Origin of the sequence: Pseudomonas sp. Z3-8 (assembly GCF_051131975.1) — a bacterium.
In the GTDB taxonomy this organism is placed as follows: Bacteria; Pseudomonadota; Gammaproteobacteria; order Pseudomonadales; family Pseudomonadaceae; genus Aquipseudomonas.
Genome location: NZ_CP071643.1, coordinates 2,676,100 through 2,692,128 on the forward strand (window position 1 = coordinate 2,676,100; position 16,029 = coordinate 2,692,128).

10 protein-coding genes are annotated in these 16,029 nt (G+C 63.4%); 6 read left to right on the forward strand and 4 right to left on the reverse strand.

The genetic code is table 11. The features are described from left to right. The first annotated feature begins 82 nt into the window (after positions 1–82). The 6 genes from J3P94_RS12425 to nudC all read left to right on the forward strand — a co-directional run bounded on the left by J3P94_RS12425 (position 83) and on the right by nudC (position 11,095). Positions 83–1,399 carry an MdtA/MuxA family multidrug efflux RND transporter periplasmic adaptor subunit gene (locus J3P94_RS12425; protein WP_434573735.1) on the forward strand — a complete coding sequence of 439 codons (1,317 nt, stop codon included), beginning with the start codon at positions 83–85 and terminating at the stop codon, positions 1,397–1,399. Further along, positions 1,396–4,491: an MdtB/MuxB family multidrug efflux RND transporter permease subunit gene (locus J3P94_RS12430; RefSeq protein WP_434573736.1), complete on the forward strand. Its 3,096-nt coding sequence runs from the start codon at positions 1,396–1,398 to the stop codon at positions 4,489–4,491. The genes J3P94_RS12425 and J3P94_RS12430 overlap by 4 nt, the downstream gene beginning before the upstream one ends. A gap of 148 nt (positions 4,492–4,639) precedes the next feature. Further along, positions 4,640–7,744 (forward strand): efflux RND transporter permease subunit, encoded by a 3,105-nt coding sequence (locus tag J3P94_RS12435; RefSeq protein WP_434573738.1) that lies wholly within the window; start codon positions 4,640–4,642, stop codon positions 7,742–7,744. After that, positions 7,741–9,231, forward strand: a complete 1,491-nt coding sequence (locus tag J3P94_RS12440) for an efflux transporter outer membrane subunit (protein WP_434573740.1) — start codon at positions 7,741–7,743, stop codon at positions 9,229–9,231. Before J3P94_RS12435 ends, J3P94_RS12440 begins: the two co-directional genes overlap by 4 nt. A gap of 214 nt (positions 9,232–9,445) precedes the next feature. Continuing rightward, positions 9,446–10,258: a crotonase/enoyl-CoA hydratase family protein gene (locus J3P94_RS12445; RefSeq protein ID WP_434573742.1), complete on the forward strand. Its 813-nt coding sequence runs from the start codon at positions 9,446–9,448 to the stop codon at positions 10,256–10,258. 6 nt (positions 10,259–10,264) lie between these two features. Beyond that, positions 10,265–11,095, forward strand: coding sequence for an NAD(+) diphosphatase (nudC, locus tag J3P94_RS12450; RefSeq protein WP_434573743.1), 831 nt, complete (start codon positions 10,265–10,267; stop codon positions 11,093–11,095). Here the strand turns inward: nudC and J3P94_RS12455 are convergent. From J3P94_RS12455 to J3P94_RS12470, 4 genes are all read right to left on the reverse strand, one after another. Next, a complete protein-coding gene (locus tag J3P94_RS12455) occupies positions 11,063–11,842 on the reverse strand; it encodes a TSUP family transporter (RefSeq protein ID WP_305500574.1) in 780 nt (259 codons plus the stop codon). The two genes, nudC and J3P94_RS12455, sit on opposite strands and share 33 nt — an antisense overlap. Positions 11,843–13,002: 1,160 nt before the next feature. Beyond that, a complete protein-coding gene (locus J3P94_RS12460) occupies positions 13,003–13,758 on the reverse strand; it encodes an ABC transporter ATP-binding protein (RefSeq protein ID WP_434573746.1) in 756 nt (251 codons plus the stop codon). Then, positions 13,752–14,810, reverse strand: coding sequence for a FecCD family ABC transporter permease (locus J3P94_RS12465; RefSeq protein ID WP_434573748.1), 1,059 nt, complete (start codon positions 14,808–14,810; stop codon positions 13,752–13,754). Before J3P94_RS12465 ends, J3P94_RS12460 begins: the two co-directional genes overlap by 7 nt. Then, the gene (locus tag J3P94_RS12470; RefSeq protein WP_434573749.1) at positions 14,807–15,979 is read right to left on the reverse strand and encodes an ABC transporter substrate-binding protein; all 1,173 of its coding nucleotides are present in this window, start codon (positions 15,977–15,979) and stop codon (positions 14,807–14,809) included. The genes J3P94_RS12465 and J3P94_RS12470 overlap by 4 nt, the downstream gene beginning before the upstream one ends. Positions 15,980–16,029 lie beyond the last annotated feature (50 nt).

The window sequence follows — 16,029 nt, forward strand, 5'->3', positions numbered from 1 at the left end:
GTAAATTGCCGGTAAAGGCGCTTTGCTAAATATCCGCCAGTGCTTATCGTTCAGCCTCCTGTAAAAGAAGCTCACGCGCCCAATGGTTGACCACTCCATGCAATCCTCTGTTTCCCGCAAATCCCGTCGCTGGCTGTTCGGCCTGTTTGTCGTACTGGTCATCGCGCTGCTGGCCTGGAAGTTCTGGCCCGCCAGTACCGACCCGAAAAACGGCGCAGAGCAGAAAGCCGCGGCTGGACACGCGGGACGCTCGGGTGGCATGCGGCCAGGGTTTGGCGGGGCTACGGGGCCGATTCCGGTTCGGGTGGCGCCAGCGGTCACCGGGGATTTTCCCCTGTACTACAAGGCGCTGGGCACGGTCACCGCGCTCAATACGATCAACGTTCGCAGCCGGGTCGGCGGCGAGTTGGTGAAGATCGCCTTTGAAGAAGGGCAGATGGTAAAGGCCGGCGACCTGCTGGCGGAAATCGACCCTCGTCCTTACCAGAATGCCTTGCTCCAGGCCGAAGGCACGCTGCTGCAAAACCAGGCCCAACTGAAAAATGCCCAGGTCGACCTGGAACGCTATCGCGGCCTGTACGCCGAAGACAGTATCGCCAAGCAGACCCTCGATACCGCCGCTGCGCTGGTGGGCCAGTACCAGGGTACGGTCAAGACCAACCAGGCGGCGGTCAACGACGCCAAGCTCAACCTGGAATTCACCAGGATCCGCGCGCCGATCAGCGGCCGCGTAGGTTTGCGTCAACTGGACATCGGCAACCTGGTGGCCGCCAACGACACCACGGCCCTGGCCGTCATCACCCAGACCCAGCCCATCAGCGTTGTGTTCACGCTGCCGGAAAACAACCTCGAAACCGTGCTCGCCCGCTATCGCAGCGGAGCGAAACTACCGGTCGAGGCCTGGGACCGTGGCGATGTGAAACTGCAGGCCAGCGGTGTTCTGCAAAGCCTGGACAACCAGATCGACGTCACCACCGGCACCTTGAAATTCAAGGCGCGCTACGAAAACCGCGACCAATCGCTGTTTCCCAACCAGTTCGTCAACGTGCGCCTGCTGGCCGACACCCTCAAGGGTGTGGTCCTGGCGCCGACCGCAGCCATCCAGTTCGGCACCAACGGCACCTTCGTTTACGCGCTTGATGGCGACAGGAAAGTCACCATCAGGAAGCTCAAGATCGGTGCCAGCGATGGCGAAAAAACCATTGTCACCGAGGGCCTGGCCGCCGGCGACAGGGTGGTGCTCGAAGGCACCGACCGCTTGAAGGAGGGCAGCGAGGTGGAAGTGGTCAACGACAGCCAGGAGGTGCCGACCACACCGACCGAACACCTGCAAGGCAAGACGGCCGCGGCCCCGACTGAGCCGACCACGGCCAACAAGGCGAAAAAGGGCGGCGCATGAATCTCTCGCGGCTGTTCATCCTTCGCCCGGTCGCCACCACGTTGAGCATGCTGGCGATTGTCCTGGCCGGCCTGATTGCCTATCGGCTGCTGCCGGTGTCGGCACTGCCCCAGGTCGACTACCCGACCATCCGCGTGATGACGCTGTACCCGGGGGCCAGTCCCGACGTCATGACCAGCGCGGTGACCGCGCCCCTGGAGCGGCAGTTCGGGCAGATGCCGGGCCTCACCCAAATGGCTTCCACCAGTTCCGGTGGTGCGTCGGTGATCACCCTGCGTTTCAATCTGGACATCAACATGGATGTCGCCGAGCAGCAGGTGCAGGCCGCGATCAACGCCGCGACCAATCTGTTGCCTACCGACCTGCCGGCGCCGCCGGTGTACAACAAGGTCAACCCGGCGGACACCCCGGTGCTGACGCTGGCGATCACCTCCAAGACCATGCTGCTGCCCAAGCTCAATGACCTGGTGGACACGCGCATGGCGCAGAAGATCGCCCAGATCAGCGGCGTTGGCATGGTGACCATCGCCGGCGGCCAGCGCCAGGCCGTGCGGATCAAGGTCAACCCGGAGGCACTTGCGGCCGCCGGGCTGAACCTGGCCGATGTGCGGACCCTGATCGGCGCTTCCAACGTCAACCAGCCCAAGGGCAACTTCGACGGCCCGACGCGGGTCTCGATGCTCGACGCCAACGATCAGCTGACCTCGCCCAAGGACTACGCCGAACTGATCCTGGCCTACGCCAACGGCGCGCCATTGCGGCTCAAGGACGTGGCACAGATCGTCGACGGCGCGGAGAACGAACGCCTCGCCGCCTGGGCCAACGAAAACCAGGCCGTGCTACTGAACATCCAGCGCCAGCCCGGGGCCAACGTCATCGAGGTGGTGGACCGGATCAAGGCGCTGCTGCCGAGCATCACCGATAACCTGCCGGCCGGCCTCGACGTGACCGTGCTGACCGACCGCACCCAGACCATCCGCGCCTCCGTCACCGATGTGCAGCATGAACTGCTGATCGCCATTGCCCTGGTGGTGATGGTGACGTTCCTGTTCCTGCGGCGGGTCAGCGCCACGATCATTCCGTCGGTGGCCGTGCCGCTGTCGTTGATCGGTACATTCGGCGTGATGTACCTGGCCGGGTTTTCCGTCAACAACCTGACCCTGATGGCGCTAACCATCGCCACCGGTTTTGTGGTGGACGATGCCATCGTCATGCTGGAGAACATTGCGCGTTTCATCGAGGAGGGCGACAGCCCGATGCAAGCCGCGCTCAAGGGCGCCAGGCAGATCGGTTTCACGCTGATTTCCTTGACGCTGTCGTTGATCGCGGTGCTGATCCCGCTGTTGTTCATGGCGGACGTGGTCGGCCGATTGTTCCGCGAGTTCGCCATCACCCTGGCGGTGGCAATCTTGATTTCTTTGGTGGTGTCCCTGACCCTGACGCCGATGATGTGCGCCCGCTTGCTCAAGCGCGAGCCCAAGGAAGAGCAGCAGGGCCGTTTCTACCGGGCCAGCGGTGCCTGGATCGACTGGTTGATCGCTGCCTATGGGCGCAAGTTGCAATGGGTGCTCAAGCATCAGCCGCTGACCCTGCTGGTGGCGGTGGGCAGCCTGGTGCTGACGGTGGTGTTGTACCTGGCCGTGCCCAAGGGCTTTTTCCCGGTGCAGGACACGGGCGTGATCCAGGGCATTTCCGAAGCGCCGCAGTCGATTTCCTTCGCCGCCATGAGCGAGCGCCAGCAGCAGTTGGCCAAGGTCATCCTCGCCGACCCGGCGGTGCAGAGCCTGTCCTCTTACATCGGTGTCGACGGCGACAACGCCACGCTAAACAGCGGACGCCTGCTGATCAACCTCAAGCCCCACAGCGAGCGGGACGACAGCGCCAGCGAGATCATCACCCGCCTGCAACCGCAGCTCAACCGGCTGGTGGGCATTCGCCTGTTCATGCAGCCGGTGCAGGACCTGACCATCGAAGACCGCGTCAGCCGCACCCAGTACCAGTTCAGCCTGTCATCGCCGGACGCCGAGTTGCTCAGCCTTTGGAGCGGCCGTCTGGTCGAGGCCCTGGCCCAACAGCCGGAACTGACCGATGTCGCCAGTGACCTGCAGAACAAGGGCTTGCAGGTCTACCTGGTCATCGATCGCGACGCCGCCTCACGCCTGGGCGTGTCGGTGTCGAACATCACCGATGCGCTGTACGACGCTTTCGGCCAGCGGCAAATCTCCACCATCTATACCCAGGCCAGCCAGTACCGTGTGGTGCTGCAGGCCCAGGCCGGGGAAAGGATCGGGCCGCAGGCGCTGGACCAGATCCACGTCAAGACCACCGACGGCGGCCAGGTCCGATTGTCGAGCCTGGCCCGTGTCGAAGAGCGTCAGGCGCAACTGGCAATCGCCCACATCGGCCAGTTCCCGGCGGTGATGATGTCGTTCAACCTGGCGCCAGGCGTGGCCCTCGGGCATGCGGTGGAGGTGATCGAAAAGGTCCAGCAGGACATCGGCATGCCAGTGGGCGTGCAGACCGAGTTCCAGGGCGCGGCGCAGGCGTTCCAGGCATCGTTGTCGAGCACTTTGCTGTTGATCCTGGCTGCGGTGGTGACCATGTACATCGTGCTGGGGGTCTTGTACGAAAGTTACATACATCCGATCACCATCCTGTCCACCTTACCCTCGGCGGCCATCGGCGCTTTGCTGGCGTTGATCCTCACCGGCAATGACCTGGGCATGATCGCGATCATTGGCATCATCCTGCTGATCGGCATCGTCAAGAAAAACGCGATCATGATGATCGACTTCGCCCTGGACGCCGAACGCAACCAGGGCCTGGATCCGCAGACGGCCATCTACCAGGCCGCGTTACTGCGCTTCCGGCCAATCCTGATGACCACGCTGGCGGCGCTGTTTGGCGCGGTGCCCCTGATGCTCGCCACCGGCTCTGGCGCCGAGTTGCGCCAGCCGTTGGGCCTGGTGATGGTGGGCGGGTTGCTGGTGAGCCAGGTGTTGACCTTGTTCACCACTCCGGTGATCTACCTGTACTTCGATCGTCTGGGCCGTCGGTTTGCCCGGCCTGAGGAGAAAGAGGTGCGGGTATGACGTCCGGACTCCATGGGTGCTTTCCGTGGCGAGGGAGCTTGCTCCCGCTTGAGTGCGCAGCGCTCACAAAAGGGGCCGCTGCGCGACCCAGCGGGAGCAAGCTCCCTCGCCACAAGAGCCTGTTGGTTGAAAGCTGGAGCGGCGACCAGTGAACCTCTCCGGCCCCTTCATCCGCCGCCCCGTGGCGACCATGCTGCTGAGCTTCGCCATCATGCTGCTCGGCGGTGTGTGCTTTGGCTTGCTGCCGGTGTCGCCGCTGCCGCAGATGGATTTCCCGGTGATCGTGGTCCAGGCCAACCTGCCGGGGGCGAGTCCCGAGGTGATGGCTTCTACCGTGGCGACGCCGCTGGAGCGTTCCTTCGGCGCGATCGCCGGGGTCAACACCATGAGCAGTCGGTCCAGCCAGGGTTCGACCCGGGTGATCCTGCAATTCGACCTGGACCGCGACATCAACGGTGCGGCCCGGGAGGTGCAGGCGGCCATCAACGCCTCGCGCAACCTGCTGCCCAGCGGGATGCGCAGCATGCCGACCTACAAGAAGGTCAACCCGTCCCAGGCGCCGATCATGGTGCTGTCGCTGACCTCGGATGTGCTGGAGAAAGGCCAGCTCTATGACCTGGCCTCGACCATTCTGTCCCAGAGCCTGTCCCAGGTGTCGGGCGTGGGCGAGGTGCAGATCGGCGGCAGTTCGCTGCCCGCGGTGCGCATCGAACTGGAGCCGCAATTGCTCAATCAGTACGGCGTGGCGCTGGACGACGTGCGAACGGCGATTGCCAACAGCAACGTGCGCCGGCCCAAGGGCTCGGTCGAGGACGACCAGCGGATGTGGCAAGTCCAGGCCAACGACCAACTGGAAAAGGCCAAGGATTACGAAACACTGATCATCCGCTACCAGGATGGCTCGGTGTTGCGGCTCAAGGACGTGGCCAAGGTCAGCGACGGCGTCGAGGATCGCTACAACAGCGGTTTCTTCAACGACGATGCCGCCGTGTTGCTGGTGATCAATCGCCAGGCCGGCGCCAACATCATCGAGACCGTCAACGAGATCAAGGCCCAGTTGCCGGCCTTGCAGGCCGTGTTGCCCGCCAGCGTCAAGCTGAACCTGGCGATGGATCGCTCGCCGGTGATCAAGGCGACCCTGCACGAAGCGGAAATGACCTTGCTGATCGCCGTCGCCCTGGTGGTACTGGTGGTGTTCCTGTTTCTCGGCAATTTCCGCGCTTCGCTGATCCCGACCCTGGCGGTGCCGGTGTCGCTGGTGGGCACGTTCGCGGTGATGTATCTGTACGGTTTCTCACTGAACAATTTGTCGCTGATGGCGTTGATCCTCGCCACCGGGCTGGTGGTGGACGATGCCATCGTGGTGCTGGAGAACATTTCCCGGCACATCGATGAAGGCGTGCCGCCGCTGAAGGCCGCGTATTTGGGGGCCGAGGAGGTGGGCTTCACGCTGCTGTCGATGAACGCCTCGCTGGTGGCGGTGTTCCTGTCGATCCTGTTCATGGGCGGGATCGTCGAGAGCCTGTTCCGGGAGTTTTCCATCACCCTGGCGGCGGCCATCATCGTCTCGCTTATCGTGTCCCTGACGCTTACGCCGATGCTCTGCGCGCGCTGGCTCAAGCCTCACGTGCCAGGGCAGGAGAACCGCTTGCAGCGTTGGAGCCAGGGCGCCAACGAAAGAATGGTCCGTGGCTATGCGCGCACGCTGGACTGGGTACTGCGCCATCGGCGCCTGACCTTGCTCAGTCTGCTGGTGACCATTGGCGTGAACATCGCGTTGTATGTAGTGGTGCCGAAAACCTTCATGCCCCAGCAGGACACCGGCCAGTTGATCGGCTTCGTGCGCGGTGACGACGGGCTGTCGTTCAACGTGATGCAACCGAAGATGGAGATCTTCCGTCGCGCTGTGCTCAAGGACGAGGCCGTACAGAGCGTGGCCGGTTTTATCGGTGGCAACAACGGCACCAACAATGCCTTCATGCTGGTGCGCCTCAAGCCGATCAACGAGCGCAGGATTTCCGCGCAGAAAGTCATCGAGCGCCTGCGCAAGGAGATGCCCAAGGTGCCCGGCGGCCAGTTGATGCTGATGGCCGACCAGGACCTGCAATTTGGTGGCGGCCGCGAGCAGACCACCTCGCAATATTCCTACATCCTGCAGAGCGCCGACCTGGCGTCGCTGCGCGAGTGGTACCCCAAGGTCGTCGCGGCGTTCCGCGCCTTGCCGGAGCTTACCGCCATCGATGCCCGTGACGGTGGCGGGGCACAGCAGGTAACCCTGATTGTGGACCGCGACCAGGCCAAGCGCCTGGGCATCGACATGGACATGGTCACATCGGTGTTGAACAACGCCTACAGCCAGCGGCAGATATCAACCATCTACGACAGCCTCAACCAGTATCAGGTAGTCATGGAGGTCAATCCCAAATACGCCCAGGACCCCAATACCCTCGAACAGGTCCAGGTGATTACGGCCGATGGCGCGCGGGTCCCGCTGTCCGCAATTGCCCATTACGAGAACAGCCTGGAAGACGACCGGGTCAGCCACGAAGGCCAGTTCGCTTCCGAGGGCATCTCCTTCGATATGGCCGAAGGCGTGACCGTGGAGCAGGGCACGGCCGCCATTGAACGGGCGATCGCCAAGCTGGGGATGCCCGAAGACGTCATCGCGAAAATGGCCGGGACCGCCGACGCTTTCGCCGCCACCCAGAAAAGCCAGCCGTTCATGGTGCTCGGGGCGCTGCTGGCGGTGTATCTGGTCCTGGGCGTGCTGTATGAAAGCTACATCCACCCGTTGACCATCCTGTCCACGTTGCCTTCGGCCGGCGTTGGCGCGTTGCTGTCGATCTACGTGCTGGGCAGCGAGTTCAGCCTGATCTCGCTGCTGGGGCTGTTCCTGTTGATTGGCGTGGTGAAGAAAAACGCGATCCTGATGATCGACCTCGCGCTGCAACTGGAGCGTGCCGGCCAGACGCCGTTGGAGTCGATCCGCAGTGCTTGCCTGTTGCGCTTGCGGCCGATCCTGATGACGACGGTGGCGGCGATCCTCGGTGCCTTGCCGCTGTTGCTCGGCGGTGCCGAAGGTTCGGAGATGCGCCAGCCGCTGGGCCTGACCATCATCGGCGGCCTGGTGTTCAGCCAGGTCCTGACGCTTTACACCACGCCGGTGGTTTACCTTTATCTCGATAACCTGCGCCACCGCTTCAACCGCTGGCGTGGGGTGCGCACCGATGCTGCCCTGGAAACTCCGCTATGACCGACCGTTCGCTTTTCAACCTTGCCGCACCGCTGGCAGCCGCCCGTGGCTCGCGGGTATTGAGCCTGGCGCTGTGCGTTGCGCTGCTCAGTGCTTGCGCGATCGGCCCGGATTACCAGCGCCCGGAGGCCGCTGCGCCGGTGCAGTACAAGGAAGCCCAAGGGTGGCGCCAGGCCAACCCCAGCGACGCCTTGGCCCGGGGCGCCTGGTGGGAGCTGTACAGCGACGCCCGGCTGAATGAGCTGGTGGCAAAGCTCAACGCATCCAACCAGACCGTGGCCCAGGCCGAAGCCCAGTATCGTCAGGCCCAGGCGTTGGCGCGCAGTGCGCGGGGAGCTTTTTTCCCAACGGTCGACCTTACCGTCGGCAAGAACCGCTCCAGCCAAGGCACCGGCAGCAGCAGTTCGAGCCTGAGCAGTTCTTCCAGCGGCATTCGCGACACCTACAGCGCCCAGGCCGGGGTGAGTTGGGAAGCGGATGTCTGGGGCAAGTTGCGCCGCACCCTGGAAGCCGATGAAGCCAGCGCGCAAGCCAGCTTTGCCGACCTGGCGGCGATGCGCCTGAGCCAGCAGTCCGAGCTGGTGCAGAACTACTTGCAGTTACGGGTCATCGACCAACAGAAGCGCTTGTTGCAGACCACGGTCGATAACTATCAGCGCTCATTAAAAATGACCGAAAACCAGTACCGCGCAGGGGTGTCGGGCAAGGACGCGGTGGCCCAGGCGCAGAACCAGCTCAAGACCACCCAGGGCGACCTGATCGACCTGATCTGGCAGCGGGCCCAGTTCGAAAATGCCATCGCCGTGCTGATCGGCCTGCCTCCGGCCGAATTCAGCCTGGACGAAACCGAGGACGTCCCGGCGCTGCCGCAGGTCCCGGTGGCGGTGCCCTCGCAATTGCTCGAACGACGTCCGGACATCGCTTCGGCGGAACGCTCGGTGATGGCCGCCAACGCCAACATCGGCGTGGCGAAGGCGGCCTATTATCCGGACCTGACCCTGAGCCTGAGTGGCGGCTACAGCAGCAGTACCTACGATAACTGGATAAGTGTGCCGAACCGCTTCTGGTCGGTCGGGCCACAGCTGGCAATGACGCTGTTCGACGGCGGCCAGCGCTCGGCGGAAGTCGACCGCAGCGTCGCGGCGTACGACCAGACCGTGGCGACCTATCGGCAGACCGTGCTCGACGGTTTTCGCGAAGTCGAGAACTACATGATCCAGCTCAAGGTGCTCGAAGACGAAGCCCGCGTGCGCCAGGAAGCCCTGGACGCCGCCCGCGAGTCCCTGCGCCTGACCCAGAACCAGTACCGGGCCGGCTTGATCGGTTACCTCGACGTGGTGACCGTCCAGGCCACCGCCCTGAGCAACGAACGCAGCATGCTGAGCCTGCAACAGAGCAGGTTGATCGCCAGCGTGCAACTGATCGCGGCGCTGGGCGGCGGGTGGGATGGGCAGTTGCAGGCGAGCGAACAGCCAGCAGCGGACTGATACCCAGCGCTATCCATGTGGGAGCGAGCTTGCTCGCGATGGCGGCAGCCCAGGCGACATCTCCTTGGCTGAACCACCGCTATCGCGAGCAAGCTCGCTCCCACAGTGGCTTTCGGCGAAGCCAGTCCCGCTTTTGGCCGATGCGCTGCCTACGTCCCTTGGCGATGGCTTGGTATAGTTCAGGCCTCTTTTCAGCCGGTAAAGGATCACTGCCATGTCGCAATACCAAGCGTTCCACGTCGAACTTGCAGACAAAATCGCCCATGTGCAGATCAATCGCCCCGACAAGATCAATGCCATGAACGCCGCGTTCTGGAGCGAGATCATCGAGATCTTCCAGTGGATCGACGATACCGACGAAGTGCGGGTGGTGGTCCTGAGCGGTGCCGGCAAGCATTTTTCGTCGGGCATCGACCTGATGATGCTGGCCGGCGTGGCGAACGAACTGGGCAAGGACGTCGGCCGCAACGCCCGTATGCTGCGGCGCAAGATCCTCGAACTGCAAGCCTCGTTCAACGCCGTGGACAATTGCCGCAAACCGGTTCTCGCGGCGATCCAGGGTTATTGCCTGGGCGGTGCCATCGACCTGATTTCTGCCTGCGACATGCGCTACGCGGCCGAGGACGCGCAATTCTCCATCAAGGAAATCGACATCGGCATGGCGGCCGATGTTGGCACATTGCAACGCTTGCCCCGGATCATCGGGGACGGCATGCTGCGTGAACTCGCTTATACGGGGCGCACCTTTGGTGCCGACGAAGCGCGCAGCATTGGTCTGGTCAATCGTGTCTACAGCGATACCGCCAGCCTGCTTGACGGAGTGATGGGCATCGCCCGGGAGATCGCCGCCAAGTCGCCGATCGCCATAGCCGGCACCAAGGAAATGATTGGCTACATGCGTGATCACGGCATCGACGACGGGCTGGAATACGTCGCCACGTGGAATGCCGCCATGTTGCAATCGAATGACCTGCGCGTGGCCATGGCCGCCCATATGAGCAAACAGAAACCCGAATTTCTGGATTGATCGATCATGATTTCACGCTGGACCACCGCAGTACTCGACACCGACCTCGCGGGCGGCTGGGCCGTGGCCCGCAGCCCGGAGGGCTTTCTCTACGACGACAACGGCGCACTGTTTCCCCGCGAGTGGCTCAAGCGCCAGGATGTATCGATTCTCGCCGAGCACGGCATTGGCCATCTCGACGGCGAGCCGGTCTACCTGCTGGAACTGCATAGCTCGCTGGAGATTCCCGGCTGCAACTGGAAAGGCCTGCGGGCCTTCATGCTCGAGGACGACCACACGCTGTTCAAGGTGCTGGGTTATGCGGCGCAGATCGGCACCTGGGCTCGCGAACATCGCTTTTGTGGCAGTTGCGGCCAGCGCATGACCCAGGTGCCGCGAGAGCGGGCGATGTACTGTGAGGCATGCGATCTGCGGCATTACCCGCGAATCTCGCCGAGCATGATCGTGCTGATTACCCGTGGCGATGAGGTCTTGCTGGCGCGTTCGCCGCGCTTTGTCACCGGTGTCTACAGCACCCTGGCCGGGTTTGCCGAGCCGGGCGAGTCGGCCGAGGATTGCCTGGTCCGAGAGGTACGCGAGGAGGTCAGCATCGAAGTGAAGAACATCCAGTACGTGGGCAGCCAGTGCTGGCCGTTTCCCCATTCGATGATGCTGGGTTTTCATGCCGAGTATGCCGGCGGTGAGATCGTGCCCCAGGAAGACGAGATCGAGGACGCCCAATGGTTCAGCGTCCATGACCTGCCGCCGTTGCCGGCCTCGCGCTCCATCGCCCGCTACCTGATCGACCTGTATGTCGCCCGACGTCTAGGCCACGCTGAACCAGTGCTGCCAGGCTAGGCGCACGGTCAGGCCCAGCACCACGGTGATGAACACCGGGCGGATGAACTTCGCGCCGCCGCTGATGGCGGTGCGCGCGCCGAAGAACGCGCCGACCATCACCGACAGGCCCATGCTCAGGCCGATGATCCAATCCACCTGGCCCGAAAAGATGAACACCGACAGCGCCGCAATGTTGCTGACGAAGTTCATGCTGCGGGCCACGCCGCTGGCCTTGACCAGGTCGATGGGGTAGAGCAGCAGGCTGCTGACGGTCCAGAACGCACCGGTGCCCGGGCCGGCCACGCCGTCGTAGAAACCCAAGGTGAAACCCTGGGATGACTGCCAGGTCTTCTTGATCGGCGCATTGCTGTCCAGCGGCGCCTTGGGCGTGCCGCCGAACAACAGGTACAGGCCACAGGCAAAGACAATCACCGGCAGCATTTTGTTCAGCCACTCGGCGGGCAGGTAATGAGCAACGACGGCACCGACCAAGGCACCGACCAGCGTGCCGACGAGGGCGTGGGTCCATTGCCGTGGGTGAAACAGCTTGCGCTTGTAAAAGGTAAAACTCGCCGTGGCTGAGCCAAAGGTCGAGCTGAGCTTGTTGGTGCCCAGCACCAGGTGCGGTGGCAGGCCGGCGGTCAATAGCGCCGGCGTGGTCAGCAGCCCGCCACCGCCGGCGATGGCGTCGATGAAGCCGGCGATGAACGCGACGACGGCAAGGATAGCGAGGGTGGAAAGGTCGACGCTGAGCTCAAAAGGCATGGAATGGGGCTTATTCGGCAGGGCGCAGAAAGACTGCGGGAAAGGCCGCTATGTTACCCATAACAACGCCGGGCCGCGACTGCCTCAAATCGTGGCGAGGGAGCTTGCTCCCGCTGGGCTGCGCAGCGGCCCCAATTGCTGCACACGGCATATCTGGCAAACCGGACCCGCCTGTCTACGACTGCTGCGCAGCCGAGCGGGAGCAAGCTCCCTCGCCACGGTGATGCGTTGTATTTGCCAGCGCGGATCGACTGTAGCGAATTTGATCCTACAAAAAACAGCGGCGGCGAAGCTGCGAAGATACACGGGTGCACACCCACTCTCGTGGCGAGGGAGCTTGCTCCCGCTGGGCTGCGCAGCGGCCCCATTGCTGCACACGACATATCTGGCAAACCGGACCCGCCTGTCTACGACTGCTGCGCAGCCGAGCGGGAGCAAGCTCCCTCGCCACGGTGATGCGTTGTATTTGCCAGCGCGGATCGACTGTAGCGAATTTGATCCTGCAAATAAAAGCGGCGGCGAAGCTGCGAAGATACACGGGTGCACACCCGCTCTCGTGGCGAGGGAGCTTGCTCCCGCTGGGCTGCGCAGCGGCCCCAGATTGCCGCACACGGTGTATCAGGCAAACCGGACCTGCCGATCTACGACTGCTGCGCAGCCGAGCGGGAGCAAGCTCCCTCGCCACGGTGATGCGTTGTATTTGCCAGCGCGGATCGACTGTAGCGAATTTGATCCTGCAAATAACAGCGGCGGCGAAGCTGCGAAGATACACGGGTGCACACCCGCTCTCGTGGTGAGGGAGCTTGCTCCCGCTGGGCTGCGCAGCGGCCCCAGATTGCCGCACACGGTGTATCAGGCAAACCGCGCCCGCCGGTCTACGACTGCTGCGCAGCCGAGCGGGAGCAAGCTCCCTCGCCACGGTGACGCGTTGTATTTGCCAGCGCGGATCGACTGTAGCGAATTTGATCCTGCAAAAAACAGCGGCGGCGAAGCTGCGAAGATACACGGGTGCACACCCACTCTCGTGGCGAGGGAGCTTGCTCCCGCTGGGCTGCGCAGCGGCCCCAATTGCCGCACACGGTGTATCAGGCAAACCGGACCTGCCGATTTACGACTGCTGCGCAGCCGAGCGGGAGCAAGCTCCCTCGCCACGCTACCGCTCAAACCACGTCGTCCACGATGATGTGCCGCTGATCCCTTGAACAGCGTTCGATCCGGGCCTGGACCCGATACACGTTGCGCAGCATCTGCTCGGTGATCACTTCTTCACTTCGACCGCAGCCTTGCAGGGTGCCCTCGGCGATGACCAGCACCTGGTCGGCAAAGCGCAACGCCTGGTTCAGGTCGTGAATGGCAATGAACACGATGATCGAGTGTTGGCGGGCGAGGGCGCGCATGAAGCTCAGGACCTGGACCTGGCGGTGCATGTCCAGGGCGCTGGTGGGTTCGTCCATCAACAGGACTTCGGGCTCGCGCACCAGCGTCTGGGCGATCGACACCAGTTGCTGTTGCCCACCGCTCAGTTCACCGAGGTTGCGAAACGACAAATCACTGATGCCCAGGGACGCGAGGATGCGGTCCACCACTTCCAGCTCATCGGCTTGTACTGTCCACCCGGGCGCCTGCTGTTTGCGCGCGAGCAGCACCGATTCGTAGACCGTCAGCCGGGCGTTGGCGTTGAGGTTCTGCGGCATGTAGCAAATGCCCTGCTGGCCCCGGAGCGAGCCTTCCAGGCGAATATGGCCGGGGCCGTCGATGAGGCCGGCGATGCGTTTGAACAAGGTCGATTTTCCGGCCGCGTTGGGGCCCACCACCGCCACGACCTCGCCACCCGTGAGCAGCGGCGTAGTGATCCCGTCCAGTATCGACCGACGACCATAACGAGCGCCGACACCTTGCAGCTCGATCGTCACCATGACTGTTTCCTGCCGCCCAGAATGAGAGAAATGAAGAACGGCACGCCGATCAGCGACGTGACCACACCGATCGGGAAGATCGCCCCGGGTATCAGGGTCTTGCTCACCACCGAACTGGCCGACAGGATCAGCGCGCCGGTCAGCAGCGAGGCCGGCAGGAAGAAACGCTGGTCTTCGCCGATCAGCATCCTGGCGATGTGCGGCCCCACCAGGCCGATGAAGCCGATGGTGCCGACAAATGCCACTGGAAACGCGGCCAGCAGGCTGACCATGACCAGGGTCTGCAAGCGCAATTTGCGCACGTTGATGCCGAAACTCGCGGCTTTTTCATCCCCCAGGCGCAGGGCGGTCATGGCCCAGGCGCGGCGGGCAAAAATCGGCAAGGTGACGAGGATTACCAGGCAGATCACGCCGAGTTTCGGCCAGGTGGCCTTGGTCAGGCTGCCCATGGTCCAGAACACCACGGCGGCCACGGCCTGCTCGGTGGCGAAGAACTGCACCAGCGCCAACAGCGCATTGAAGGTGAACACCAGGGCGATACCGAGCAGCACGATGGTTTCGCTGGTCATGCCCCGGCGCAGGCTCAGGACATGGATCAGCAGCGCCGAGAGCATCGCCATGATAAAGGCATTGAGCGGCACCATGTATTGGGCGATCACCGGCACCAGGGCCACGCCGAATGCCAAGCCCAGGGCCGCGCCGAAACTGGCTGCCGCCGAGATGCCCAAGGTGAATGGGCTCGCCAGCGGGTTGTTGAGGATGGTCTGCATCTGCGCGCCGGCCAGGGACAACGCGGCGCCCACGGCCACGGCCATCAGCGCCACCGGCAGGCGGATATCCCACATCACCACCCGCACCTGGGGCGCCGCGGCATCGGGAGAGAACAGCGCGCCCAGCACTTCATCCAGGCTGTAGCTGGCCGGGCCGAGGGCCAGGTCGAGCAGCACGCTGAACAGCAGCAACAGGGCCAGGCTGAGCAGGATCAAGCGTTTGCGCCAGACCTGCTCGCGGTAAATCGTGCCCAGGGCGATCCCCTCGATACGGCCATTCATGGTTGGGCCTGCGCGGGCTTGAGGCTGACGAAATAGCCTGGCTCATAGGGCACAGGCAAGAAGCGCTGGTGGAACTCGCGAAACGTCGCGTCGGGGTCCAGGTCGGTGAACAGCTCCGGATGGAACCACTTGGCCAGTTGCTGGATGGCGATAAACTGGTAGGGGCTGTTGTAGAACTGGTGCCAGATGGCATGAAAACCCTGGGTTTGCTGAGCCTTGATCCCGGCATAGGCCGGGCGGGCGGTGTACCACTGCAATTTGCGCCGCGCCTCGGCCAGATCGGCACCGGGCCCGACACCGACCCAGTGCCCGCCCGGCGCAAAGGCCTCCCAGTTGGCGCTGGTGACCACCACCTGTTCCGGGTTGGCGACGATCACCTGTTCCGCGTTCAACTGGCCAAAGGTGTTGGGAATGATTGCGCTGGCAATGTTGCGGCCCCCGGCCAGCTCGACGAAACGGCCGAAATTTTCGTTGCCGAAACTCAGGCAGCAATCGTCGGTGTAGCCACCGATGCGTTCGATGAACACTTTCGGGCGGGGCGGCTGGCGGGCCTGGATCACATCGGTGACGCGACGGATCTGCTGGTTGCGAAAGGCAATGAACGCCTCGGCGCGTGCCTCTTCGCCGAACAGCTGGCCAAACAGGCGCATGGTCGGTTCGGTGTTCTGCATCGGGTTGTTGCGAAAGTCGACGTAGACCACCGGAATGCCCAGCGCATCGAGTTTCTCGATGTAGCGCGCGTCTTCGGTGGCGTGCTGGGCCTCGATGTTGAGGACGATCACGTCCGGTTGCTGGCTGATCGCTTGCTCGATGTCGAAGGTGCCGTCTTCGAAACCGCCGAAGGTCGGAATCCGGGCAATTGCCGGATACCGCCGCAGGTAGGCGCCGTAGGTGTCCGGGTCGGACTGGATCAGGTCCTTGCGCCAGCCGACGATGCGGCGGATCGGATTGTCGGTGTCGAGTGCCGCGACGAGGTACAACTGGCGACCTTCGCCGAGGATGACCCGTTGCACCGGAATGCGCACCTGGACCTGGCGGCCGAGCAAGTCGGTGACGGTGGTTGTGGTGACAGGCGATGTGCCTGCAAAACAAAGGCCGCTCAGCAACAGGGCGGCAGCACCCAGCAGCCAGGCGATTAGCGATGAGCGCGTCAGAGATTGAATCTGCATGGTTGGAACCTTGTCAGGGATCGCCCCGCCAGCGGTGCACGCGCTGTTCG